The 23485-nt window shown below is 65.0% G+C and carries 17 protein-coding genes and 1 riboswitch; of the genes, 6 read left to right on the top strand and 11 right to left on the bottom strand.

Annotated features, from left to right (window positions below; genetic code table 11):
• Positions 1-138 precede the first annotated feature (138 nt).
• The 3 genes from selD to AC1D34_RS03615 are packed head-to-tail and all read right to left on the bottom strand — an operon-like array spanning position 139 to position 2966.
• Entirely contained in the window at positions 139-1206 is a 1068-nt protein-coding gene (gene selD / locus AC1D34_RS03625) for a selenide, water dikinase SelD (protein ID WP_476823508.1), read from the bottom strand.
• Positions 1207-1248: 42 nt separating this feature from the next.
• Complete coding sequence (locus tag AC1D34_RS03620) at positions 1249-2349, bottom strand: transglutaminase-like domain-containing protein (protein ID WP_476823507.1); 1101 nt, start codon at positions 2347-2349, stop codon at positions 1249-1251.
• A complete protein-coding gene (locus AC1D34_RS03615) occupies positions 2346-2966 on the bottom strand; it encodes a TlpA family protein disulfide reductase (protein WP_441507794.1) in 621 nt (206 codons plus the stop codon). Before AC1D34_RS03615 ends, AC1D34_RS03620 begins: the two co-directional genes overlap by 4 nt.
• Before the next feature lie 304 nt (positions 2967-3270).
• Between AC1D34_RS03615 and fdhD the strand changes: the two genes are divergently transcribed.
• Entirely contained in the window at positions 3271-4068 is a 798-nt protein-coding gene (fdhD, locus tag AC1D34_RS03610; RefSeq protein ID WP_476823506.1) for a formate dehydrogenase accessory sulfurtransferase FdhD, read from the top strand.
• Between the two features lie 164 nt (positions 4069-4232).
• On the opposite strand, the gene AC1D34_RS03605 is transcribed toward fdhD, so the two are convergent.
• The 5 genes from AC1D34_RS03605 to metE all read right to left on the bottom strand — a co-directional run bounded on the left by AC1D34_RS03605 (position 4233) and on the right by metE (position 10316).
• Positions 4233-5033 carry a DJ-1/PfpI family protein gene (locus AC1D34_RS03605; RefSeq protein ID WP_476823505.1) on the bottom strand — a complete coding sequence of 267 codons (801 nt, stop codon included), beginning with the start codon at positions 5031-5033 and terminating at the stop codon, positions 4233-4235.
• Complete coding sequence (locus AC1D34_RS03600) at positions 5030-6619, bottom strand: copper resistance CopC/CopD family protein (RefSeq protein WP_476823504.1); 1590 nt, start codon at positions 6617-6619, stop codon at positions 5030-5032. Before AC1D34_RS03600 ends, AC1D34_RS03605 begins: the two co-directional genes overlap by 4 nt.
• Before the next feature lie 45 nt (positions 6620-6664).
• Positions 6665-7183: a YcnI family copper-binding membrane protein gene (locus AC1D34_RS03595; protein ID WP_441479111.1), complete on the bottom strand. Its 519-nt coding sequence runs from the start codon at positions 7181-7183 to the stop codon at positions 6665-6667.
• 351 nt (positions 7184-7534) lie between these two features.
• The gene (locus AC1D34_RS03590) at positions 7535-7927 is read right to left on the bottom strand and encodes a hypothetical protein (protein ID WP_476823503.1); all 393 of its coding nucleotides are present in this window, start codon (positions 7925-7927) and stop codon (positions 7535-7537) included.
• A 40-nt stretch (positions 7928-7967) separates the two neighbouring features.
• Positions 7968-10316 carry a 5-methyltetrahydropteroyltriglutamate--homocysteine S-methyltransferase gene (gene metE, locus AC1D34_RS03585; RefSeq protein ID WP_476823502.1) on the bottom strand — a complete coding sequence of 783 codons (2349 nt, stop codon included), beginning with the start codon at positions 10314-10316 and terminating at the stop codon, positions 7968-7970.
• Between the two features lie 109 nt (positions 10317-10425).
• A riboswitch (cobalamin riboswitch) is annotated at positions 10426-10650 on the bottom strand.
• 280 nt (positions 10651-10930) lie between these two features.
• Between metE and AC1D34_RS03580 the strand changes: the two genes are divergently transcribed.
• The 5 genes from AC1D34_RS03580 to AC1D34_RS03560 all read left to right on the top strand — a co-directional run bounded on the left by AC1D34_RS03580 (position 10931) and on the right by AC1D34_RS03560 (position 18604).
• The gene (locus AC1D34_RS03580; protein ID WP_476823501.1) at positions 10931-13201 is read left to right on the top strand and encodes a TonB-dependent hemoglobin/transferrin/lactoferrin family receptor; all 2271 of its coding nucleotides are present in this window, start codon (positions 10931-10933) and stop codon (positions 13199-13201) included.
• A gap of 117 nt (positions 13202-13318) precedes the next feature.
• A complete protein-coding gene (locus tag AC1D34_RS03575; protein ID WP_441507802.1) occupies positions 13319-14068 on the top strand; it encodes a hypothetical protein in 750 nt (249 codons plus the stop codon).
• Complete coding sequence (locus tag AC1D34_RS03570) at positions 14061-14954, top strand: ChaN family lipoprotein (RefSeq protein WP_476823500.1); 894 nt, start codon at positions 14061-14063, stop codon at positions 14952-14954. The genes AC1D34_RS03575 and AC1D34_RS03570 overlap by 8 nt, the downstream gene beginning before the upstream one ends.
• A complete protein-coding gene (locus AC1D34_RS03565) occupies positions 14951-16687 on the top strand; it encodes an ABC transporter ATP-binding protein/permease (RefSeq protein ID WP_476823499.1) in 1737 nt (578 codons plus the stop codon). The genes AC1D34_RS03570 and AC1D34_RS03565 overlap by 4 nt, the downstream gene beginning before the upstream one ends.
• Before the next feature lie 66 nt (positions 16688-16753).
• On the top strand, positions 16754-18604 hold the full coding sequence (locus AC1D34_RS03560; RefSeq protein WP_476823498.1) for an ABC transporter ATP-binding protein: 1851 nt from the start codon (positions 16754-16756) through the stop codon (positions 18602-18604).
• A 5-nt stretch (positions 18605-18609) separates the two neighbouring features.
• On the opposite strand, the gene AC1D34_RS03555 is transcribed toward AC1D34_RS03560, so the two are convergent.
• From AC1D34_RS03555 to AC1D34_RS03545, 3 genes are read right to left on the bottom strand one after another with little or no spacing between them, the layout of a single operon-like run.
• Entirely contained in the window at positions 18610-20565 is a 1956-nt protein-coding gene (locus AC1D34_RS03555; RefSeq protein ID WP_476823497.1) for a MacB family efflux pump subunit, read from the bottom strand.
• Between the two features lie 4 nt (positions 20566-20569).
• Complete coding sequence (locus AC1D34_RS03550) at positions 20570-21766, bottom strand: efflux RND transporter periplasmic adaptor subunit (protein WP_476823496.1); 1197 nt, start codon at positions 21764-21766, stop codon at positions 20570-20572.
• Positions 21763-23262 carry an efflux transporter outer membrane subunit gene (locus AC1D34_RS03545; protein ID WP_476823495.1) on the bottom strand — a complete coding sequence of 500 codons (1500 nt, stop codon included), beginning with the start codon at positions 23260-23262 and terminating at the stop codon, positions 21763-21765. Before AC1D34_RS03545 ends, AC1D34_RS03550 begins: the two co-directional genes overlap by 4 nt.
• Positions 23263-23485 lie beyond the last annotated feature (223 nt).

Genomic DNA, 23485 nt, shown 5'->3' with positions numbered 1-23485 from the left:
GCTTGGCTTCGGTCATCGGGAGCTCCTGCTGGGCTGGGTGGCTTCAACACCCAAACCCTCCCAGCAGGAGCCTCCCGTCACAAACCCCGCAGCTTTCCCGCGTCAGCGGGTTCGTTCAATCGTGAATGTCGATCCGCCCTAGCTGACGATCACCCGCGCAGGGCCGGCCTCGACTGTTCCGACGATGCGGGCGGAGGGATATCCAGCCGCCTTCACCATGGACAGAATCTCGTCTGCCCTCCCTGCTGCACAGGAGACCAGGAGGCCGCCCGAGGTCTGCGGATCGGTGAGCAAATGGCGCTGCCAGTCCGGCAGTCCGGCCGGTAGCGCGACGCCCTCGCCATAGCTCGCCCAGTTGCGGTGCGAAGCACCGGTCACGCGCCCGTCGCGTGCCAGTTGCTCGGCCTGCGAGAGGAAGGGCAATTCAGCCAAGCGGAGCCGCAAGGTCGCGCCCGAGCCGCGCGCCATCTCCAGCCCGTGCCCGAGAATGCCGAAGCCGGTGACGTCGGTGATCGCATGGACGTCGCCATCCCCTGCCAGTTCGGCGCCGACGCGGTTGAGCAGGGTGGTCGAGGCGATCATCTCGTCATAGGCGGCCTTTGGCAGCAACTCCTTCTTGAAGGCCGCCGAATAGATCCCCACGCCCAATGCCTTGGTCAGGATCAGCGCATCGCCCGGCCGCGCACCGCTGTTCCTGCGCAGGTTCGGCAGCTTCAACAGGCCGATCACTGCAAGTCCGTAGATCGGCTCGGGTGCATCGATGGAGTGCCCGCCCGCGACCGGAATGCCGGCCTGGGCGCAGATCGAGGCGCCGCCCTTCAGGATCTCGCGCGTCGTCTCGATCGGCAGCTTGTCGAGGGGCATGCCGAGGATTGCCAAGGCCATGATCGGCTTGCCGCCCATGGCATAGACATCCGAGATCGCATTGGTCGCCGCGATCCGGCCGAAATCATGCGGATCGTCGACCATCGGCATGAAGAAATCCGTCGTCGCGACGACGCAGGTCTCATCGTCGATCTGCCAGACCGCCGCATCGTCGCCGGTCTCCGTGCCGACGAGAAGCTGACGGTAAGGCCCTGCCGCAGGGTGGTCCGCAAGCAGTTGCTGCAGGACCGACGGCGCCAGCTTGCAGCCACAGCCGCCGCCATGTGCCAGGCTGGTCAGGCGGGGGGGAGTGGGAGTGTCAAGGTCGATCGTGTCGCTCATGGTCCAGTCTCCAGAAGAGCAGCGCCCCATCCGCCTCGCCGACTAAGCCGTGATCTCGGCCGACTTGATCGTGTACTTGAACGTGTCGGCATCGAGACAGTCGAGCAACGCGCCAGCGATTTCAGCCTGCGGATACATCAGGAATGCCACCTTGTGGCGCGAGCCCGGCAATTCCAGGTCATGAGCCATGTTGTAGCCGAGCCAGTTGCCCTCCCAGGCGCCGAACAGCGTCTTTCGCGCGGCCACCACCTTGGGCGTGTCGATTGCATTGTTCCCTGGCGGCTCCTCCAGGACGACCTTGCGCACATCGGCGGGATCGGTTGCGACCCAACCATAGCCATCGAGCCAGACCTCGGCTCGGCAATGCTGCGCCTTGGTGATGGTCGCGGAACCGGCACCGAGGCTAGCATAGCCGAACTTCGAAGGCGCGACGCGAATACCGTAGATGTCGCGGGCCGGGATGCCCGCGGCACGTACCAGCGCGACATAGAGTGCGTTCAGATCGGCGCATTTGCCGCCAAGATTGCCGGTGCGCAGCATCGAGGCGACGTCGCCGGTACCGCAGCCGCGTGTCTTCGCGTCACGGAACGTGTTCACGACAACCCATTCGTAGATCGCCCGGGCCTTGTCGAGGTCGCTCGCCTTGCCGGCAATCGCCTTCTCGGCAGTCTCCTTGACGATGCCGTCGGTGGGCATCAACTCGGTCGCCTCGAGATAAAGCCTGCGCTCGGCCGCGCTCAGCATTGGCGCCTGGGATCTTGCGCCGAGATCTGCGGCCCGGTCGCGCAGCGAAAAGCTGCTGCGAATCTCGATAATGGGCGCTGCCTCCCCATCCTTGAAGACAACATGCAGCAACTGCGCGCCATATTTGGGATCACTGACGACCTCCGCCGAGGCAGCGTTACTCTGCCAGGCGTTTTTACCCAACCTGATCCATTCGCCCTCCTGCACTGACGGCAGCGGAATCCAGGCCTGTGCCCTGCCCTTCGCCGGCAATTCGAGCCGGGTCAGCACCTCGAAATTGCGCCAGGCACCGGGCGTAGGCGCAAAGACGGCGTCCTGGGCAAGGACGTGGTGCGGAGCCACAAACCCCGCAGCTGCGACCACGGCACCGGTTTTCAGCATGTCACGACGCGTAATCATCGGATCTCCTCCCTGCTCTGGCTTCCATCGATCGTCTGTTCCGCCGGCGTCCCGTTCTTGCGCTGCGACAGTCGCGTCAGCACGGGGATGACGGCCGGGCCCGTCCAATCGAGCGGCTCTTCGGCCTTGAAGGCCGGGCTCAGGTCGCGATCGAGCACGAAGCTCGTCGGCAATCCCTCAACATGCCAAGCCTTCATCGCGCTGCGGTCGCGGTCCAGCAGGATGGGGAATGAAACCGGGCGCTCGCGGAAGAAGGTCCTGACCCGGGCGTCGACCTCGCCGACATCGACGGCGAGGATCGTGAGCTGGACCGGCTGCTGAGCCGCGAGTGCGTTCAGCGAGGCCATCTCCTCGATGCAGGGGGCGCACCATGTCGCGAAGAAATGGACGATCACGGGACCGCCGGGCAGCTCCGCCAGATCGATACGAGCGCCGTCGAGGCGGTCGAGAACGAGTGTTGGGGTGGTTTCGGCAAACCAAGGCTTGAGCTCTTCGGCCAAGCTCGACGTGCTGGCGAGCACCAGCGACGAGGCGATCAACAGCACCCGCCAGGAGCGCCCTTGTCCGGCATTCAGTCGATGAGCGCCCCGAAACTCGGGAGCCGTGACCGTAACCACGCCTCATCTTGTCCCAGATGCTCCAGCAAGGTCAATTTCGACCTTCGCCGCGGCACATGATGAGTGCGCACCCAGGGTCTGTCCGGATTGGAAGGCGCCCGTGCCACGAGAGCTCCGGCTTCGCTGTCACATACAGACCAGCGCTCGCTGCGCTTCATTGGGGCGCCGAGCCCACCCGCGCTTCTCCGTCTTGTTCGGACGAAGCGCGCCATGCCTCCTCAGCGGCGCTCGCAACGGCAGTGGGTCTGTGCCATTTTTCGCAGGCGACGGTCCGATCTCCGGTCGGCGCAGCAGGACGATCGATATGGAGAGCCACCTCCGGGTAGAATCGACGGTCTGGCGAAATGGCGGCCTTGCTCCGAGCAGCCGCGCCGTGCCGGAAGAATCTGCGATCGCGATCACCTATAACGGATCATCTTACGCCGTGATGATGGCGAGTCCCGATGATCTCGAGGATTTCGCGATCGGGTTCAGCCTGACCGAAGGTATCATCACCTCGCTGGATGAAATCCACTCGCTTGCGATCATCGAGCAGGAGATCGGCATCGAGTTGCAAATCTGGCTCGCTGATGCGCCTGCGGAGAAGCTCCAGCATCGCCGTCGCTATCTGGCAGGACCGACCGGCTGCGGCTTGTGCGGCATCGAGCAGCTCTCCGAGGCGATACGGCCTCTGGATTCGGTTCCGCTCGGCCTGAATTTCTCTCCTGAGGAGATCATGATGGCGGTTCAATCGATCTCGGGCCAGCAAACGCTGAATCGTCAGACGCACGCAGTGCATGCTGCCGCTCTCTGGGAGCGCCACCAAGGCCTTGCTGTCCTGCGCGAAGACGTGGGCAGGCACAATGCCCTCGACAAGCTGGTCGGGGCACTCGCCCGCCAGAAGCGCGAGGCCGAGACCGGCATCGGTGTCCTCACCAGCCGCATCTCGGTCGAGATGGTTCAGAAAGCTGCCATCGCTCGACTACCAATTCTCGCTGCCGTCTCCGCTCCCTCGGCGCTGGCCATACGGACGGCAGCCGATGCCGGAATGACGCTGATCGGGATCGCACGCGGCGACGGCTTCGAGATATTCACCCATCCCGCTCGCATATCGCGGACCTAAAGCATGGGCCCGAAATGTAGATTGCGGCTTTCGGGAAAGGCGATGCAAACACAAGGTTAGATCATCGGACCAGACACGATGTCCGGTCCGATGATGTGGTGCGCTTGTTGCCGGGGACGTTACGCAAGCGGTTCGTCCTCGATCATGGAATTCGCGCCGGTGCTTCAGAGCGCGAGGCGTGACCTCGCCTGTTCGGCCTGTGCCTTCGCCATTGCAATCAGCGGTGACCGGCGCGCGAGGACATCTTGGATATTCGTCTTGTCCGCACGCTCAGGCGCGCCTGAATCGAAGGGCGGTTGCGGGTCGTATTCAAGGACGAGCTGGATGCGGCGTGCGGTTTCCTCACCCACGAGCGCAGCAGCGAGCGTCAATCCGAAATCCAGTCCGGCCGTCACACCTCCGCCAGTCATCCGGTTGCGATCAATCACGACGCGATCAGTCTGGAGCTTTGCGCCCATCACAGGCAGCAGATCCCGGACATACCAGTGCGAGGTCGCCCGATAGCCCTTCAACAGTCCCGCGGCTCCGAGCAGCAGAGAGCCGGTGCAGACGCTTGTGACATAACGAGCTTGCGCGCCGCGTTCGGCGAGGAAGCCCAGCACCTCGCTATCCCCCATCAAGGCGACACTGCCCTTCAACCCGCCGGGGACGAACAGGACGTCGAGATCGCGGGGGCATTCGGAGAATGTCGCCGTTGGCGCAACCGGCAGTTTCACATCGCTGGTGACGGCTGCCCTGCCCTTCCAGACCAGATGAGTTTCAGCCTGCAGAAGCGAGAACACCGTCAGCGGACCGACGAGATCGAGCAGAACCATATCCGGGTGGACAAGCATCGCGACGCGCATCGGCGCGGCACCCGTTGCCGCAGGTTGTGCCTCGGCCGCGCGCACATGTCCGAACAAGCCCGAGAGCGCCCCTGTCGCGGCCAGTGCTGTCAGGTCCCGGCGCGTCAAGTCATTCGTCATGGCTTGATCTCCACGGTCTCACCGAGGCGGATCATCTCGAAATCGGAGACCAGGATTTCGAGTTCGATGGTCCACCGACCACCGATGGGAATGACGAGGCTGTCGACATGCCAGGCGCCGTCGCTCGACCGGACGGCCTGACGCTCGATCGGTTCGASCCCGGCCGACGGGTTCGACATCACGCAGCGAACCTCCTTGACCGTGAGCGGTCCAAACTCTCCGTCGAGCAGTGAAATCGAAATGGAGGCCGGCCCCGCACGTCCAGGCGAGATGCGGATGTCCGCCATCGCCTTGGCCGTGTGAATGTGGATCGATGCAGGCGGCGCTCCCGCATCGAGAAGTGCCCGCGGCGGCGGCGTGAAGCGCCAGGTCGCAACGGTGCCAAGGACAAGGAACACCAGCAAGGTTTCGGCCGCGATCATGCGCCGCATCGTCTTGGCGGCGATGCCCGTTCGAGACAGGACATGGGGCGTGAGGCGGTAGCGGTTGATGGCGGCCAGGCCCAGCAGGATTGCAACCCAGGCGAGCTTGATCAGCAGAACCCAGCCATAGCCGGTCGAGATCAGTGTGCCTGGCTGTTCGAGCTGAACCACCGCCAGGATGCCACCGCTGAGCAGGGTCAAGCCAACAACGACAGGTATCCAACGCGAGAACTGGCGCAGCACGGCAATTGCGTCGGGCTCCCGCAGAGCGAAGAACAGAGGCACCAAGGCTCCTGCCCAGGCGGAGACGCTGACGGCGTGAACAAAGACTGCACTCCGCATCAACCACTGCGGGCTGGCCGCGCTGGCATGGCCACTCGCGGCGAGCGCCACCCCTACAGTCAGGAGGGCTGCTCCAGCGAAGACCGGCCCCATGCGGCCGCGTACCGCCAGGGAGGCCATTCCGAGCAGAAATGCGACGGCTGCAGCCAGCGCGGTGCGGCCAAAGCTGCTGGCGGCCGCGGCGCTCCAGACGTCCGCTTCGCCCAGGCTGCCGAGCGAGCGATCCAGGATATCGAGCCCTTGCGCGGCGAGTGCCAGCGGCAAGGCGGCAGATCCGAGCAGGATGAACAATCCGAGCGGTCGCCGGGCATCGCGAGGCAAGGGACCAACCCAGGTCGCAAAGGCTGCCCCGCCGAGCCCCATGAGCAAGCCCAGATAGAGCCCTACCTTTCCCAGCCATAGGGTAGCCCGCACAGCAGGATCAGTCCGTGTCTCAGGAGTTGGCGACTGGCCGCTGGGCGCACCGACTGAGAAGACCACCGCCCCACCAACCGGGTGCCCATCCTCGGAAATGACGCGCCAGCTCAGAACATGCGTTCCGGCTGACAGTTCGGCGGGCGCTTCGATCATCAGCGTCCTGTCCTTCAGCACGAACCGATCGAGTGTGCGGGACGCGCTGTCTGGTCCGATCAGCTTAAGGATGAGCGGCGACACCGGTTCACTGAAGCTCAGTGTCAACACCGCAGGGGCGTTGGTCACGACCGCGCCGTCCGCCGGCGAGGCGGCGATCAGCGCGGCATGAGCGAAGGCGCGTCCGGTTATTGCCGTGGCGACAGCCAAGGCGCAGGTCAGGACGAAGGCGAGGCGAAGGGGCCAGCGCATGGCAACTCCCAGCAGCCGGGCGCGAAGCCCGGCCACTTGCGCGGTTTACTTTTTCGGGGTGAGCTTCAGACCGGGAGCCGGATACTTGTAGTCGTCCGCGCTCTTGCCCTCAGTCGGGATCTCGATCCAGCGTTCGACTGTGCCGCCCTCGCACTCCTGGACGACCGGTACGTAGAGGACGGTGTCGGCCTTGAGGTCGGAGGTCAGATAACCGCGCAGCACGAACTCGTCATAGTGCTCGTCAAGCAGCCTGCCGCCGCTCCAGACCACTTCCTTCACGCCTTCCGAAGTCGGTGTGCCGTAGTAGTCGAAAGCCTTGCCATAGGGGCCCTTCACCGTTTCCAGTGTCCAGCCGGGCTTGGGCATCGGCTTGACCGCGATCACGCCCTCGGGAATCCGGACGCGGACCTTCGTTGTTGCCGCGCCCTTGCAACCATGGGGCACGCGCAACACGGCCTTGTAGGTCGAGCCGACCGGAGCCTGCTGCGTTTCGAGGGTAATATGAGCGAGCGCACCGGTTGTTCCCAGAGTGACGAACATCGCTGCAAGGAGATGGGTCTTCATGGCGTAATCCTTGGTCTGTGAGGGCGGTTCTGCGACGGGCTCGTGAGAGCCCATGACGCTCGATGCCGTTGAGTGTGGTCATCGGACGGTGAGTGCCGGCCGGTGATGGCGATCCCGACATGCGGCCCCGGTCAGATTGCGATCGGCAAAGGAACCGTTGGCATGGTGAGCCGAGGCATCGCAGGCGCGAGCCCCCGCGCTTCGTTTGCGTGCCGGGCAGACATCGCGCCGAATGCTCGGATCAGAATCTGGTGCGCATCTGCTGGGGATGGCGGGCAAATCGGCCTTGAAGCCGAGGTCGCGCAACAGAGCGGCCCTACATGCGCGAACGCATGGCGGCTTGCTCAGGTCTCAGACCGGCGGTGCGCGGGGATTGGCGGGCGATCGGCCGGCGACAAAGCCGTGACGCGCGTCGAGATGCCGGATGAAGGCGTTCAGGTCGACGGTCCGGTAGACAACTGGCAGATAGTCGATTGCTGACGGCACATCCGCGTGGGCGGGATGAGAGCAACCGAGCGCGCAGCCGCTCATCAGATCATGCTGCGCCGTGCCGCGGTCGGTCGTGTCACCCGGCGAAGAAGCCCCCGGCGAGCAAAACGTTATGGCCAGAGTGCGATCGAGAGCGATGCTCGCAGCATTGGCACCCGACGCGAGCCCTGTCAGGACCATCTGGAGCACGAGCAGATAGGCCACGGCGACCGCGACCCAACGGCTCGATTCTGCTCTCTGGCGCCACGCGGACAAGGGCTGCCCTCCTGACGTTTGGATAACGAGCCTCAGGCGCTCAGCGAGCGGCTGCCCGGACGTGCCGCGCGGCTTCAACCATATTGACGAGAGCAGGCCTGACCTCCTCCCATTTGCGGGTCTTCAGGCCGCAATCGGGGTTGATCCAGAGCTGTTCGTCTGCGAGCTGGAGGCGAGCGAGCTTCATCAGGCTCGTCATCTCGCCCACCTCGGGCACCCGCGGCGAGTGGATGTCATAGACGCCGGGACCGATCTCGTTGGGGTAGCGATAGGTCTTGAAGGCGTCGAGCAATTCCATCTTCGACCGCGAGGTCTCGATCGAGATCACATCGGCGTCCATCGCGGCGATCGCGTCGATGATGTCGTTGAACTCCGAGTAGCACATATGGGTGTGCACCTGGGTTGCGTCGGTGACGCCCGAGGCACAGAGCCTGAAGCTGCCCACCGCCCAGTCCAGATAGCCCTTCCACTCGCTCTTGCGCAGCGGCAGCCCCTCGCGCAGCGCCGCCTCGTCGATCTGGATCATCGCGGCACCTGCCTTCTCCACATCGATGACCTCGTCGCGGATCGCCAGCGCGATCTGGCGGCAGGAGGCACTGCGCGGGATGTCGTCGCGGACGAAAGACCAGTTCAGGATCGTCACGGGCCCGGTCAGCATGCCCTTCATCGGCCTCGTGGTCAGCGACTGCGAATAGGTCCACCAGCCGACCGTCATCGGCTGCGGCCGCGAGACGTCGCCGAACAGGATCGGCGGCCGCACACAGCGCGAGCCGTAGCTCTGGACCCAGCCATGTTTGGTGAAGGCGAAGCCGGCGAGCTGCTCGCCAAAATACTGCACCATGTCGTTGCGCTCGAACTCGCCATGGACGAGCACGTCGAGGCCAATCTCCTCCTGCCAGCGCACCGTGCGCTCCGTCTCCTCACGCAGGAATTGCTCATAGTCGGCATCGCTGATCAGGCCCTTGGCATGAGCCGACCGGGCCTTGCGGACCTCGGCGGTCTGCGGGAAGGAGCCGATCGTCGTCGTTGGGAAAGCCGGCAGGTTGAAGCGCTCGCGCTGCAATTTCGCACGGGCTGCGAAGGGGCTCTTGCGGTCAGTCATGCTGGGCGTCACCGCCGCGACACGCGCAGCCACTGCGGCATCGTGGACTTTCGGCGAGGCCTTTCGGGCCGCCGCTGCGGCCGCCGAAGCGTCCAGGGCATCCCCGACGCTGTCGCGGCCACCCGCCAGGGCTTTGCCCAGCACCGAGAGTTCGCCCATCTTCTGCACGGAGAAGGCGAGCCAGCTCTTCAGGTCGGAATCGAGATCGGTTTCGAGATCGAGATCGATCGGCGTGTGCAGCAGCGAGCAGGAGGGCGCGATCTGGACATGGTCGGTGCCGCGCCTGGCGACAACCGGCTCGAGCCGGTCGAGCAGCGCCGGCAGGTTGGCCCGCCAGATGTTGCGGCCATCGATCATGCCGAGCGACAGCACGAGCCCGCGCGGCGCCTTGGTCAGCACCTCCTCGAGCTGCGCGGGAGCGCGCACGAGGTCGAGATGAAGGCCTGCGACAGGCAGCGTGACCGCCGTGTCGAGATTGTCGCCGAGACCACCGAAATAGGTCGTCAGCATGATCTTCAGCTGCGGCAGGGCATGGGCGATGGTGGCATAGGTCCGGCGCAGGGCGTCGCGGGCGGCCTTGTCGAGATCGAGCACCAGACAAGGCTCGTCGATCTGGACCCATTCGGCACCATTGGCGGAAAGGCGGCGCAGCACATCGATATAGACCGGCAGCAACTCGCCGAGCAGCGAGAGCGGATCGAGGCTGGCGTCCCTGCTCTTGCCGAGCTTCAGATAGGTGACCGGCCCAAGCAGAACGGGGCGGGTGTCGTAGCCGAGTGACTTGGCCTCACGATACTCGTCGACCGCCTTGAGCGAGGACAGTGCGAAGCGCTGTCCGGTCGCGAATTCCGGCACCATGTAGTGGTAGTTGGTGTCGAACCACTTGGTCATTTCCTGCGCCGGGGCGCCGTGGGAATGCTCGTGGTCGTGGTGGGCATGGCCGCAGGAGGTGTGCGGCTTGGTCTCGCTTTGCGCACCTCGCGCCATGGCGAAATAGGTCGCCAGCCCGAGCGGACCGCCCTTCCAGCCATAGATCTCGGGAATCGCGCCGACCATCACGCTGGTGTCCAGCACCTGATCGTAGAACGAAAAGTCGTTCGACGGGATGACGGTGACACCGCGTGCCTTCTGGCGGGCCCAGTTGGCGGCGCGCAATGCGGCGGCGGTGTCGAGCAGGTCCCTTTCGGTCGACTTGCCCGACCAATAGCTTTCGAGAGCGAGTTTGAGTTCGCGGCGGGGACCAATGCGCGGCGTCCCAAGGGTCGCGACAGGAAGTGAAGATGACATAGGCTTACCCCAGAAGTTGGGAGCAAAGGCCAAAGCGGACGCGTCCAGGATTCCGCCGGCGAAGAGCCTGCGCAATCGCAAAGCGCTCCACCGGGACACCCCGCCCGAGGACGTTCAGTTCGTCGAGGCAGGTCTCCTGGCTCACGGGTCATCGCTGCTGTCCGGCCTTCCCGAGACCTTGCCGGCCTCAGTGACACATCTTGGACAGCGGCTCACCGCTTACAGTTGCGGGGGCAGCGCCGGCCTTGCCCAGGTCAATAGCGACCTCGACGCACCGGCTTCCCTCTTAGCTCCGGGCAAACAGACCCGGAGAACCACGACACCCCAACCTAGGTCCAAATGCTCGCCGCAGTCAATGGGAATATAAAGACATCTTTATGTCTCCATGTCGCTATCTGCGCCGACTGACGCTGCCCCCGACGGCGGGATGTTCCGTGGTCGCGCGCAGGCGATGCGGGGCAAGCAGTTCCCGCGCAATTGCTAAAGTAGAATAATTAGAATCTATATCTATTATAGATTGCACATGTACTTCACGCCACAAAAGTACATCAGAAAACACTGTGTCAAATTTACAATTGCGAATCCTAGTACCAGCGGACTACATCCACCCGCAAATGGACTGGGGTCTTCCAATGAAGAACAAATCAAAACTATATTTTTCAGCCGCTTTCCTTTTTACAATCCTTCAAAGCACGATTTGTTACTCTCAAGCGATCGCAGATGGCGGCAGTGCGTCACCGGCGTTCACGCTCGACCAGATTACGGTCACGGCGACACGCGGTGAAAAGCAGGTTCTCGATGTTCCCGGCGTCGTGAACGTTATCTCACGGCAGGAACTCGACGAGCGCATGACGCGCGACATGCAGGACCTCGTCCGCTACCAGCCGGGCGTCAGCGTCAACCGCCTCACCAGCGGCACCGACCCGTTCGGCAACCTCGATGGCTTCACGATCCGCGGGGTCGGCGGCAACCGCGTCCAGATGCAGGTCGATGGATCGCGGGTGATCGAGCGCATCACCGACGGCAATCGCAACTTCGTCGAGATGCCCTTCCTGAAGAGCGTCGAGATCGTGCGTGGGCCAGGCTCGGTGCTCTGGGGCGCCGATGCTCTGGGCGGCATCGTCGCCTATCGGACGCTCGATCCCCAGGACCTGCTGAAAGGCAAGGACAAGCCCTACGCCGTGCGTCTCGATGCCGGGTATGACAGTTTCGACCGCTCCTTCACCAAGACCGGCATCGCAGCCTTCAGGCTCACCCCTGCCCTGGAGGCCATTGTCGGCCTGAGCCAGAAGACGGCGGAGGAGGCCAAACTCAGCCGGGCCCGCGCCGATGGCGGCCGCTGGGGCTGCCCCGTGCCGAGCCTGCGCTATCTCGGCTGCGACACACTGAACCCGCTCGACAGCACGGTTTGGAACGCCTTCGGCAAGATCGTCTTCTCGCCGACGACAGACCATACGTTCAAGCTGACCGGCGAGTATTTCGATAATAGCTCAAAGATCAATCAGCTCTGGGACTATAATGTCCTGGCGTCCGGCCTCCGCAACGGACCCTATATCCGAGATGAAGTGAAATCACGCCAGCGCATCGCCTTCGAGCATCAATGGGATGTCGGCACGAGCTTCCTCGACTCGATCCGCTGGCAGGCATCGTTCTCGCCACAGAAGCGTGAAGTCACCAATAATCGCTATCAGACGCAGACCAACAACCAGCAGCGTTTCACCCGCGGCTTCCTCGACTATTCCGAACAATTCTCCCAGCTCGATATCCAGGCAAAGTCGAGCTTCGCGCTCGGCTCGAGCTTCCACCGGCTGACCTACGGGTTCCAGGGCGACGTCACCAAGACCGATTATGAGCGTCGCGACGACGTCCGGAACATGTCGACCGGCGTCACCACCACGACGATTGCAGGCGGCTTCAACTTCGCCAACGCGACGACGACGCGCTACGATTTCTATCTGCAGGACGAAATCGAATTGCTGAACGGTCGCTGGACGATCACGCCGGGCGTCCGTTACGCCAATTACAAGATCGACCCGAGCATTGGGCCAGGCTACGTCATCGTGCCGGGCAAGGCTCCGCGCGAGATCGACTCGCATAAGCTGATCCCGCAGGTCGGCACGATCTTCAAGCTTGACGAGACCTATTCGCTCTATGCCCGCTACGCCCAGGGCTTCAAGATGCCGACCGCGCAGCAGCTCTATACGTCGCTGCCGATGGGCACCCAGAACCTGATCCCGAACCCGGATCTCAAGCCCGAGAGCGTCACGTCCTACGAGGCCGGCATCCGCGGCCGCTTCGACAATGGCTGGTTCTCGGTCGGCGTCTTCCATGCCGATTACAAGGACTTCATTCAGAACTTCGCGCCGATCCTCGGTTCGACCGATCTGACCTATCGCAACCTCTCGAGCGTCAAGATTTCCGGTATAGAGGCATCGGCCGAGTGGAAATTCCACGAGCGCTGGCTCGCCAATGTCGCGCTGAGCTACCAGTACGGCACGCAAAAAGCCGATTCTGGCGCATTGACCACGCCGTATAACTCGATCACCCCGTTTACCGCTGTCGCCGGGCTGAAATACCTGATGCCCGAATATGGGCTGGAGGCCGAGGTCATCGGAACCTTCGGGGCGGGCGTCACCCGCGCCAGCGCGCCGACCATCTTCAAGCCGGCGGGCTACACCGTGTTCGATGCCTTCCTGAACTGGAAGCCGACCTCGTACATCACGGTCCGCGGCGGCGTGCAGAACATCTTCGACCGCCGCTATTTCTCGAACGTCTATAATTTCGACAAGGTTCCGGCTTCGGCCGCAGTCGCCGCGACCAACCCGCTCGAACTGCAGACCGCGGCTGGCCGTACCTTCAAGCTCGCAGCCTCGGTTGAGTTCTGAGACGCAGCGGACCTAGCGCCACCCGATTGACGGGCCGCGGCTGTGACAAGCGCGGTTGGTCACGCGACGCTCCGAGCGAGACCCCGGAGCGTCGCATCCTTTCCTTGGAGCCCCCTTATGACAAGCACCACACATCCCCGCGAACTGCTGAAGCAACCCTCGGCCGAAATCCTGGCAAGCCTGCCCGCCATGGGCCGCGTCATGCTGAGCGCACGCTCCGGCGGCGCGACGCATGAGCGCATGGGCGTGGTCGGCACCGTCTCGATCGACGGGACCAGGGCGCGCCTCGCAGGCGAGTTCCACGACAGCACGCTCGATCTTGCGGTCGTGACCCGGCTGGTCGCGGACCGCACCAGCAAGATGCGCGACCGGGTGCTGCCCAGGCTCGAGTGCCAGGACGCCGCCGGCGAGGTGTTGTTCAGCCTGATCGGGCTCGACGGGTTGGAGCTCTTCGACAAGGCGCTTGCCCCATTCGGCGCCGGTGAGGCCCTGGAGCCGGTCGAGCGCGAGAGCGCTGCCGGCGGCGGATCGCCTGATGTGCCCGAGGATGATCTCGGTGCCGCGACCTTCGCCGCGATCCTGCGCAATGGCGTGCCGATCTCGATCGATTTCACGAAACCGGGCCTGGCCCAGCATTGGGGAGGTGCGCTGCCAGAGCCGAAGCCGGCCATGGGCTTCGTCAACATCATGCAGGGCGACTTCCACCTTCACTTGCGCGCTGGTGCGGTCGCAAGCTGGCTGCGGCAGGTCGCCGGCTCGGAGGTCGAGCTTGCAGCGCATGATTCCGACGGCCAGCCGTTCGGCCTCGTGCTGCGCGGCCCGGCCGCGGCCTTCGACGGCGTTCCGCTCGGCAATCCCCATGGCTGAGCCCTCCCTCACCGCCGGATCCGTGTCCCTGGCTCATCGGCGCGCGACCTGGCTCTTGCCCGAGACCGGCGAGGCCATTGCCCAGTACGATCTGATGCGGACGATGGCGCAGAAGCGCGTCGTGCTGCTCGGCGAGAGTCATGACATCGCTGAGATCCATCGCTGGCAGCTCCATGTCACGGCGTTCCTGCATACGCTGCGGCCGCAGATGGCGGTCGGTTTCGAGATGTTCCCACGTCGGCTCCAGCCGGTGCTCGACGCCTGGGTCGAGGGCGAGATGGACACCGCGACCTTCCTGGAGCGGTCGGAATGGGCACAGGTCTGGGGTTTCGATCCCGAGCTCTACCTGCCGCTCTTCCATTTCTGCCGACAGCAGCGCGTGCCGATACTCGCGCTCAACTGCCATCGGCCGCTGGTCACGCGTGTCGGCCAGGTCGGTTGGGATGCGATTCCCATCGAAGAGCGCGATGGCGTGACGCCGGCTGCCCCCGCGACGGAGGGGTACCGGCGCTATCTCGCCGGAATCATGAGCGGTTTCGCCGGGCCAGATCGCCCACGCGCCATGGAGCCGGACCGCTTCGATCGCTTCATTCGAGCCCAGCAGACCTGGGATCGCGCCTTCGCCTGCGGCATCGCCGATCATCTGGCAAAGGCACAAGACAACCCGTTCGTCATCGGTATCATCGGGCGCGGCCATCTCGAATACGGCCATGGCACGCCCTATCAGCTCCGCGATCTCGGCATCRATGATCTGGCTGTGCTGCTGCCGACCGACCGTGCCAGCCATGACCAGGAAAGCCTGAAAGGCATTGGCGACGCGATCTTCAGGCTCGACACGCTGGAACCGCCCTCGCCGCGACGCAGTTCGCCCAGGGCCTCTTCGTGACCAGGATCATCTCGCAGATCACGCTGTTGACCCGGCTCTGCATCAGCGGGCCGGGCGGGCGGGCCGGATTGGTCTATTTCGCGCTCGTGCTCGGGCTCGGCTTGGCCGGGGTCCAGGTTTCTGTCCGCCTGATCGCCTGGACGGCGGATTTCTACAACGCGCTGCAGAAGCTCGATGTCGATGCGACACTGCGCCAGATCGCGGTGTTCTTCGGGCTGATCGCCATCAGCGTGAGCCTGTTCCTGAGTGGCAGCTACCTGCGCAAGATGCTGCAGATCCGCTGGCGCCGCTCGCTGACCGAAGCCGCGCTCGACCGCTGGCTCTCCAACAAGGCCTATTGGCATCTGCGCGACCGCACCGATAACGGCCTCGACAACCCGGACCAGCGCATCGCCGAAGACTGCCGCATCTTTGTCGACAAGCTCACCGGCGAGGCGATCGAGCTCATCACCAACATCGTCGCGCTGGTCTCCTTCTTCGCGATCCTGTGGTCGCTCTCGACCTTTGCCCTCGCCTTCACGGTTGGAGGCATCGCCGTCGAGATCCCGCGCTACATGGTCTGGGCTGCGCCGCTCTACGTCGCGATCTCGAGCGGCCTGACGCATTGGCTCGGCAAGCCGTTGAAATCCCTCGCCTTCGAGCAGCAGCGCCGCGAGGCCGATTTCCGCTTCGCACTGACGCGGCTGCGCGAGCATGTCGAGGCCGTCGCTCTGGCGAATGGCGAGGCGGCTGAACGGCGCCTGCTCGCGGACCGCTTCGGCGCGATCATCCAGAACGGGCGCGGCCTCGCCAATCGCGAGTTGATCCTCGGCTGCTTCACCAGGCCCTATATGCAGACGGTCCTGCGCATCCCGCTCTTCCTGGCGTTGCCGGCCTTCCTGGCCGGGCGCGTCACCTTCGGCGGTTTGATGCAGATCGGCTCGGCCTTCCAGAACGTCGTGACCACGCTTTCCTGGTTCATCTTTTCCTATCGCGATCTTGCCGAACTCGCGGCATCGGCCAGCCGCCTGAGTCATTTCCTTGGGGCTGCCGAGGACAATGTGGACGCGCCGCGGCCAGCGCTCGTCACGGGACAGAAGAACCGGATCCTGCTGCAGGATGTCGCCCTTCGCGTCCCCGACGGCCGCGCCCTCGAGCCCCTCCCCGAGATCAGGCTTGAAGCAGGCGGGACGTATTGGATTTCAGCGCCCTCCGGGCATGGCAAGAGTGCCCTGGTGAAGGCCCTTGCCGGGTTGTGGCGGCATGGCGCGGGGCAAATTGAACGGCCGGATGCCAAAATGGTCTTCCTGCCGCAGCAGCCCTACCTGCCCCTCGGCGGGCTGCGGGGAGCATTGGCCTATCCCGCCTCCCCTGAGACCCATCGGGCCGAGGACTATGAGCGAGCCCTGAGGGCCGTCGGCATGGCCCAGTTGTTGGAAATCGACGAGCCGGCCTGGAACGACGCGCGCCGCGGCCTGTCCGGCGGCGAGCGCCAGCGGCTGGCGCTCGCCCGTATCCATCTCCAGAAGCCGGACTGGATCGTGCTCGACGAGGCGACCAGTGCGCTCGACCCGGCAGCTGAACGCGATCTGCTCGCGACCTTGCGCCAGGACTTGCCGCTGGCGACGTTCATCCTGATCGCGCACCGGCCGCCCTTGGGCCTGGACGACTATCGCGCAATCCACCTGTCGAGACGCGTCGGCTCTTGTGCGGGAGCCTCTGACGAGCGCCGCGGCAAACTTGCAGAGGCTTAGCATGTCCCCAAGCTGCCATCCTTGCTGCTGCGGTCCGATCGTTGCAGCTCCATCAGAGATCGCCAGATGACCGCCGCCTCGTTCTCGCCAGCGCTGCGCCAGCGTTTCCGAACCCTGGCCCTGCTGCCTCGGCTGCTGCACTCGTTCTGGCAGACGAGCCCCACGCTGTCGGCCACGATCATCGTCTTACGCCTGCTGCGCGCGGCTCAACCGCCGCTCGTGCTCTTCATCGGCAAGCTGATCGTCGACGAGATCATGCTCCAGACCGCCTCGCCAGCTCCTGGACCCACGCTGGCGGACTGGGTGGACAGCGGGCGCCTGAGCGCGGTCGCCGGCTGGCTTGTGCTCGAATTCCTGCTCGTCGCCACCGCAAACGCGCTCGCGCGCATCGGAGCCTTCGTGGAGAGGGTCCTGACCGAGCGGCATGATAATGCGCTCGGCGTGGCGCTCATCAAGCAGGTTGCGAGCCTGGATCTGCGCGACATCGAGACCAGCTCTGCGCAGGACAGGCTGCAACGGGCCCGCACCCAGCGCTTCACGAGTAACCAGCTGCTGACCTCCCTGCTGAGCCAGGCTCAGGATTTCGTCACGCTCATCCTGTTTGTGGTCAGCCTGTTCGCCTATGCACCCCTGCTGATCATTCTGCTGTTGTTCGCGCTCCTGCCAACGCTCGCTGGTGAAGCGCATTTCAATGCGAAGGGGTATGGACTGAGCGTTTCGGTCACGCCCGAGCGTCGGCAGATGGATTATATCCAGATCGTCGGCTCCGTGGCCGAATCCGCCAAGGAGATGAAGCTGTTCGGGCTCGGCGCCTACCTGGCGGGCCGCTTTGCCGAACTCGCCGACAAGGTCCATCGTGGCAATCGCGATCTCGCGGCTCGGCGCACGCTCTGGGGCAGTCTGTTTGGGGCAATCGCCTCGTTGGCTTATTACGCTGCCTATGCCGTCATCGCCTGGCGCGCCCTGAAGGGTGAACTCGGCATCGGCGATCTCACCTTTCTCGCCGGCTCGTTGCTGCGGCTGAACGGCCTGTTYGAGCGGCTGATCCTCGGCCTGACCCAGATCACGTCGCAGACCCAGTATCTCGACGATTTCTTCTCGTTCATGGACCTCCGCTCGACGATGGTCGCCCCGTCGAGCCCACGACCATTTCCGGTGCCGATGCGGCAGGGTATCGTCTTCGACAAGGTCGGATTCCGTTATCCCGGCAAGGATGCCTGGGCGCTGCGCGATCTCAGCTTCACGTTTCCCGTCGGCGAGACACTCGCCCTCGTTGGTGAAAACGGCGCCGGCAAAACCACGATCGTCAAGCTGCTGACCAGGCTCTACGAGCCGGACGAGGGCCGCATCCTCGTCGACGGCATCGACATCCGCGATATCGACATCGCCGACCTGCAGCACCAGGTCGGCGCCATTTTCCAGGATTTCGTGCGCTATCACATGACCGCGGCTGAGAATATCGGCATTGGGCGGGTCGCCTGCCTCAGTGATCGGCCGCGGGTCATCGACGCCGCGCAGAAGAGCCTCGCCCATCCGCTGATCGAGACGCTGCCGGAGGGCTACGAGCAGATGCTGGGCCGCGTCTTTGCGCGTGGGCTTGATCTCTCGGGGGGCGAATGGCAGAAGATCGCGATTGCCAGAGCCTATTTCCGCGACGCAGCCATCCTGGTTCTGGACGAGCCGACCGCAGCTCTGGATGCCCGCGCTGAAGCGGAGATCTTCGAACGCTTCCGCAATCTGAGCGAGGCGAAGACCGCATTGCTGATTTCGCATCGCTTCGCGACCGTCCGGATGGCCGACCGCATCCTGGTGCTGGAGAATGGCGCCATCCTCGAAAGCGGCAGCCATGAGGAGCTCATCGCGCTGCACGGGCGCTACGCCGAGCTGTTCGCATTGCAGGCCGCAGGCTTCCAGTAAAAGCCTCAGGCGCCTCGGGCCAGGGCCTCGACGGGGTCCAGGCCCGCTGCATTGCGCGCTGGCAGGAATCCGAAGCCGACACCGATCAGCGCCGAGCAGGCAATCGCTGCCGCGAAGGCCTCAGCCGAGTAGATGAAGCGAACCGGCGAGCCGGAGAGCGCGAATCCCCAGCCGATGGAGAGCGCCAGAGCGATACCGAGCACGCCCCCGATGAAGCAGACCAGAGAGGCCTCGATCAGGAACTGCTGGAGGATGTCGCCGCGGCGCGCGCCCACGGCCATGCGCAGGCCGATCTCGCCGGTGCGCTCGATCACCGAGACCAGCATGATATTCATCACGCCGATGCCGCCGACGAGCAGGGAGATCACGGCGATCGAGGCGATCAGCAGCGCGAAGGTCGCGTTGTTGTTGGTGATCGCCTGACGGATTGCGTCATTGTTCCGGATAAAGAAATCCTCGGCGCGGTGGCGATGCGTCAACAACTCGGTGACGGCGCTCTGCGCCGACTCCATCGGTGTGTCGTCATTGACGCGCAGGATGATGCTGCGCAGCGAGAGATCCCCGAGGAAACGGCCCTGGACGGTGGTGTAAGGCAGGTAGACCTGAGGGTTCAGGCTGGCGCCGAAGCCGCTCTGCTGGGGCCRCATCACTCCGATCACGCGGGCAGGGACCGAGCCGATCAGGATGACGCTGCCGATCGGGTCCTGGCCGGTCCGCGCGAACAGGGCACTGACCGTGTTCTCGTCGATGACCACATCCTGCGAGAGCCGCCGGACGTCGTCCGCGTCGAAGAGCCGGCCCTGGGCCAAGACGCCGCCCGTGACCGCGAAATACTGCTCGCCGACGCCCATGACCAATCCCGATGCCTCGGCGGAGCCGAAACGCAGCGTGGCATTCGTCGACACGGTTGGTGTGACGCCTTCGGCATAGGGCTGGCTCGCGAGGATATGGGCATCGGCGACCGTCAGGGTCTTGATCTGGCCCGAGCGGCGGTCGCCGATCGTGGCTCCGGGATAGATCTCGAGAGTGTTGGTGCCGAGCCCGGCGATATTGGCGAGAACCTGCTGGCGCGAGCCCTCCCCCAGCGCCACCACGCTGACGACAGAGGCGATGCCGATGACGATGCCGAGCATGGTCAGCGCGGAGCGCAGCTTATGGGCGCGCATCGACAGGAGGGCCATGCCGAAGGCCTCGCGCAGCCGGCCGAACGCGGCCCGCCACGAGCCACCCCGCGGCACGTCCAGCACCGGGTTCGCCTTGGAAACGAGCGCCGGGCGGGTCCTCCGATCGGAGATGATCCGGCCGTCGCTAAGCTCGATGATGCGGTCGGCTCGGGCCGCGACGTTCATGTCATGAGTGACAAGAATGATCGTGTGGCCCTCGCGGCCGAGTTCCTCGAGCAGGGTCAGCATCTCCTCGCCGCTCTTGCGGTCGAGTGCGCCGGTCGGCTCGTCGGCAAGGATGACGCGGGCCCCGTTCATCAGGGCCCGCGCGATCGAAACCCGCTGCTGCTGGCCGCCCGACATCTCGGCCGGGCGATGGGTCTTGCGGGTACCGAGGCCGAGCCGGTCGAGCAAGGCGGCTGCCCGATTGCGCCGCGGCTCGGCGGCAACCCCTGCGTAGATCGCCGGCACCTCGACATTGGCGAGTGCGGTCAGTTCCGACAGCAGATGATAGCGCTGGAAGACGAAGCCGAAATACTCGCGCCGCAGCCGTGCCAATTCGTCCGGCCCGAGATCGCGCGTCGGGCGGCCGTCGATCTCGTAGACACCGCCGGTCGGCCGGTCGAGGCAGCCGATGATGTTCATCAGGGTGGATTTGCCCGAGCCCGACGGTCCGACGATCGCAACCATCTCGCCGGCCTCGATGGTCAACTCGGCCCCGTCGAGCGCCGCAATCGCCGCTTCGCCTGCGCCGAAATCGCGCCGGACCCCGCTCAGCCTGATCAGCGGCACGCCCATGCGGTCAGAACCCGAGCGGGCCACGCATGCGGCGGGCCGCTGCGGGGGAGCCCGTGTGTGCGATGACGACACGCTCGCCCGCTTTCAGCCCGGAAGAGATTTCCGCGACGATCTTGTTGTCGAGCCCAACCCTGACTTTGCGCGGCGCGGGCTTGCCATCGTCACCGACGACATCGAGCCAGGGCTCTCCGCCCCGGCGCCTGATCGCCGTGGACGGCACGGTGACGACGCCCTGCACCCGCCCGACGACCACCGTTACCTGGACCGTCATCGAGGTCAGCAGCCTTCCGTCGGAGTTGGGCACCTCGAACAGCGCGTTGTAGTAGATCGCCGAGGAGGTCGAGGAGGCGTTCGTGCCCGAAGAGGCCGAGGCGCTGCTCGTATTCTGCGTCTTCAGCGTATCAGGCGCCGGTTCGACAAAGGCGATCCTGCCAGGGAAGCGCCGATCGGGCGCGCCGAGAACGCTGAACAGGGCCTCTTGGCCGGCCTTGACCCTGAGCACGTCTGCTTCCGAGATCTTGGCCTTGACCGTCATGGTCGACACGTCGCCAAGCACGATGATGGTCGGCGCGGATTGCGCCGCGTTCACCGTCTGGCCTTCCTGCGTCACGATGGCCAGTACGGTGCCCGCCGCCGGAGCTGTGATGCGGGTATAGCCGAGCTTGGCGCGGGCGGTCTCGACCTTGACGCCGCCGGAAATGATCTGGGCGTCGAGCGCCGCAATCTGGGCGCGGATCGTGCGCACCGTCATCTCGGCCGATTCGTAATTGTCGCGGGAGACCGCGTTCTGGCCGAGCATCTGCTTCTGACGGGCAAGCACGGATTCGGCATAGGCGAGGCTGGCGAGGCGCTCCTCGCGCTGCGCCTGCAGCACGGCGAGCTCGGCCTCGGCCGAGCGCAGTTCATTCTGCTGGGTGACGCCATCGATCTCGGCGATCAGGTCGCCCTCGCTCACGTTCTGGCCCAGGGCCACCTTGAGCGAGATCAGCCGGCCGGAGACCTGCGCGCCGACGCTCACCTGCCGGATCGGCTCCAGCGCGCCGCTGGCCAGCACGACCTCTTCGACATCGCCCATCGTGGCGGCGACCGTCGGCAGTTGAATCGCGGCCGGCTGCGGCGCCTGCTGCGAGCGCAGGGCATAGCCACCCGCCCCCAGCATGCCCAGGACAAGCAGCAGCATGAAGGCACGGCGCGACGTCATGGGCTTGGGACCTCCAGGGAGACAGCACGCAGGCGGGGCCCCTGCGGCGGATCCTCGACGCGCGGGCGGGAGACCTCGACCGGCCGGAGCCAGCCACCGCCAAGCGCCTTGTTGAGGGCGATGAACCGGGTCGCCAGCGCGATCTGGCTCTGAATCCGCGAATCCTCGGAGCTATACTGCGAGCGCTGCGCATCGAGCACGTCGAGGAAGCTGGCGCCGCCCGACTGGTAGAGCGCCTGGGACAGCTGCGCCGCCTGACCGGAAGCCGCAGCCGCCGTCGACAGGCTGGCCAGCCGCAGTCGCTCCTGCCGCAATCCAACCAGTGCGTCCTCGACATCCTGCAGGGCGCTCAGCACAGCGAGCCGAAGCGCCGCATCCGACTGGTCGCGCCGGGCGCGCGCCACATCGACCGCGGCAGCGAGTTCGCCCCCATTGAAGATCGGCACGCTCAGCGATGGGCCGATCGACCAGCCGATCGCGCTGTTCTTCGCGAGGTCGCCGAGCTTCAGCGCCGAGGTCGAGATATTGCCGGTCAGGCTCACGGAAGGGTAGCGAACCGCCTCGGCCTGGCCGATCCGTGCCGTTGCCTGGGCGAGACTGCGCTCCGCCCGCCGGACATCCGGCCGGTTGCGCAGCACGTCCGCCGGGACGCCGGCTCGCGGTGGCGCGGGCGTCGCCGGCACCTTCGCAGCGCCGGTCAAGCGCGAGCCCATGGCGGATGGCGGGCGGCCAACCAGCACCGCGATACGGTGCTGGGTCTGGGACAGCGCGGTTTCAAGGGCCGGAATCTGCGCCTCGGTGCTCGCGACCTGCGCCACCGCCCTCGCCGTATCGACCGCCGAGACATCGCCGGCCTGGAAGCGGACCCGCGTCAGTGCCTCGGTCACCCGCTGGGTTTCGACCGTCCGCTTGGCAAGCACAATGCGCGCCTGGTAGCCGCGCGCCTCGATGACAGCCGAAGCGACATCCCCAATGAGCGTCAGCAGTACTCCGTCGAGATCATCGTCGGCGGCATCGACGCCATAGGTCGCGGCTTCGACGGCGCGGTCGCGCCCGCCGAAGATGTCGAGCTCCCAGGAGGTGTCGAAGCCCGCGCGGAAGCTGTTGCTCATGCCGTTGCCGCCCCCTGAATCGGAGCTTGTGGCGTAACGCGAACGCGTTGCCGATGCTGAACCATTGACCTGAGGAAACAGCGGCGCGATCGCCTGGACCCGGCTCGCTCGCGCTTCGCGAATCCGCGCCTTCGCCTGGGCGACATCGAGATTGCCTGCAACCGCTTCGGTCACGAGCCCATCCAGCACAGGATCCTTGAATTGCCGCCACCACTCCGACCGAGCGGGAGGCCGCGCAGCCGAAGCGGCGCCATTCCATTGGGTGGGCAGATCCTGCGTCGGCGCGACGTAGTCGGGGCCGACCGAGCAGGCGCCAAGGCAGAGCAGAACAGGCAGCGCGAGCAGCCTCGTCCAATCCGATATCAGCCTGTCGCGAGAGTGCATCCCGTCCATGTCCGCCGCATTGGCGACCTTTCCATTCCAGGCGGAAAGAGCGCAGATCGGCGGTCATAGGCGCCGTATTTCAGAATGATTCCAAAGACGAAGACCCCGCGGAGTGCCGATCTCTGGCGATCGTGAACGCCTACAAAGCGGCCTCGCGAATTGCAAGGCGCCAGCCCCGCGAAAGCGGTTCGTCGACGTCTGAGCCAGGACCAACTCGGGCTGA

The sequence above is a fragment of the Allobosea sp. P1_A7 genome (assembly GCF_056406775.1).
This window is presented reverse-complemented; position numbering and strand designations above follow the sequence as displayed.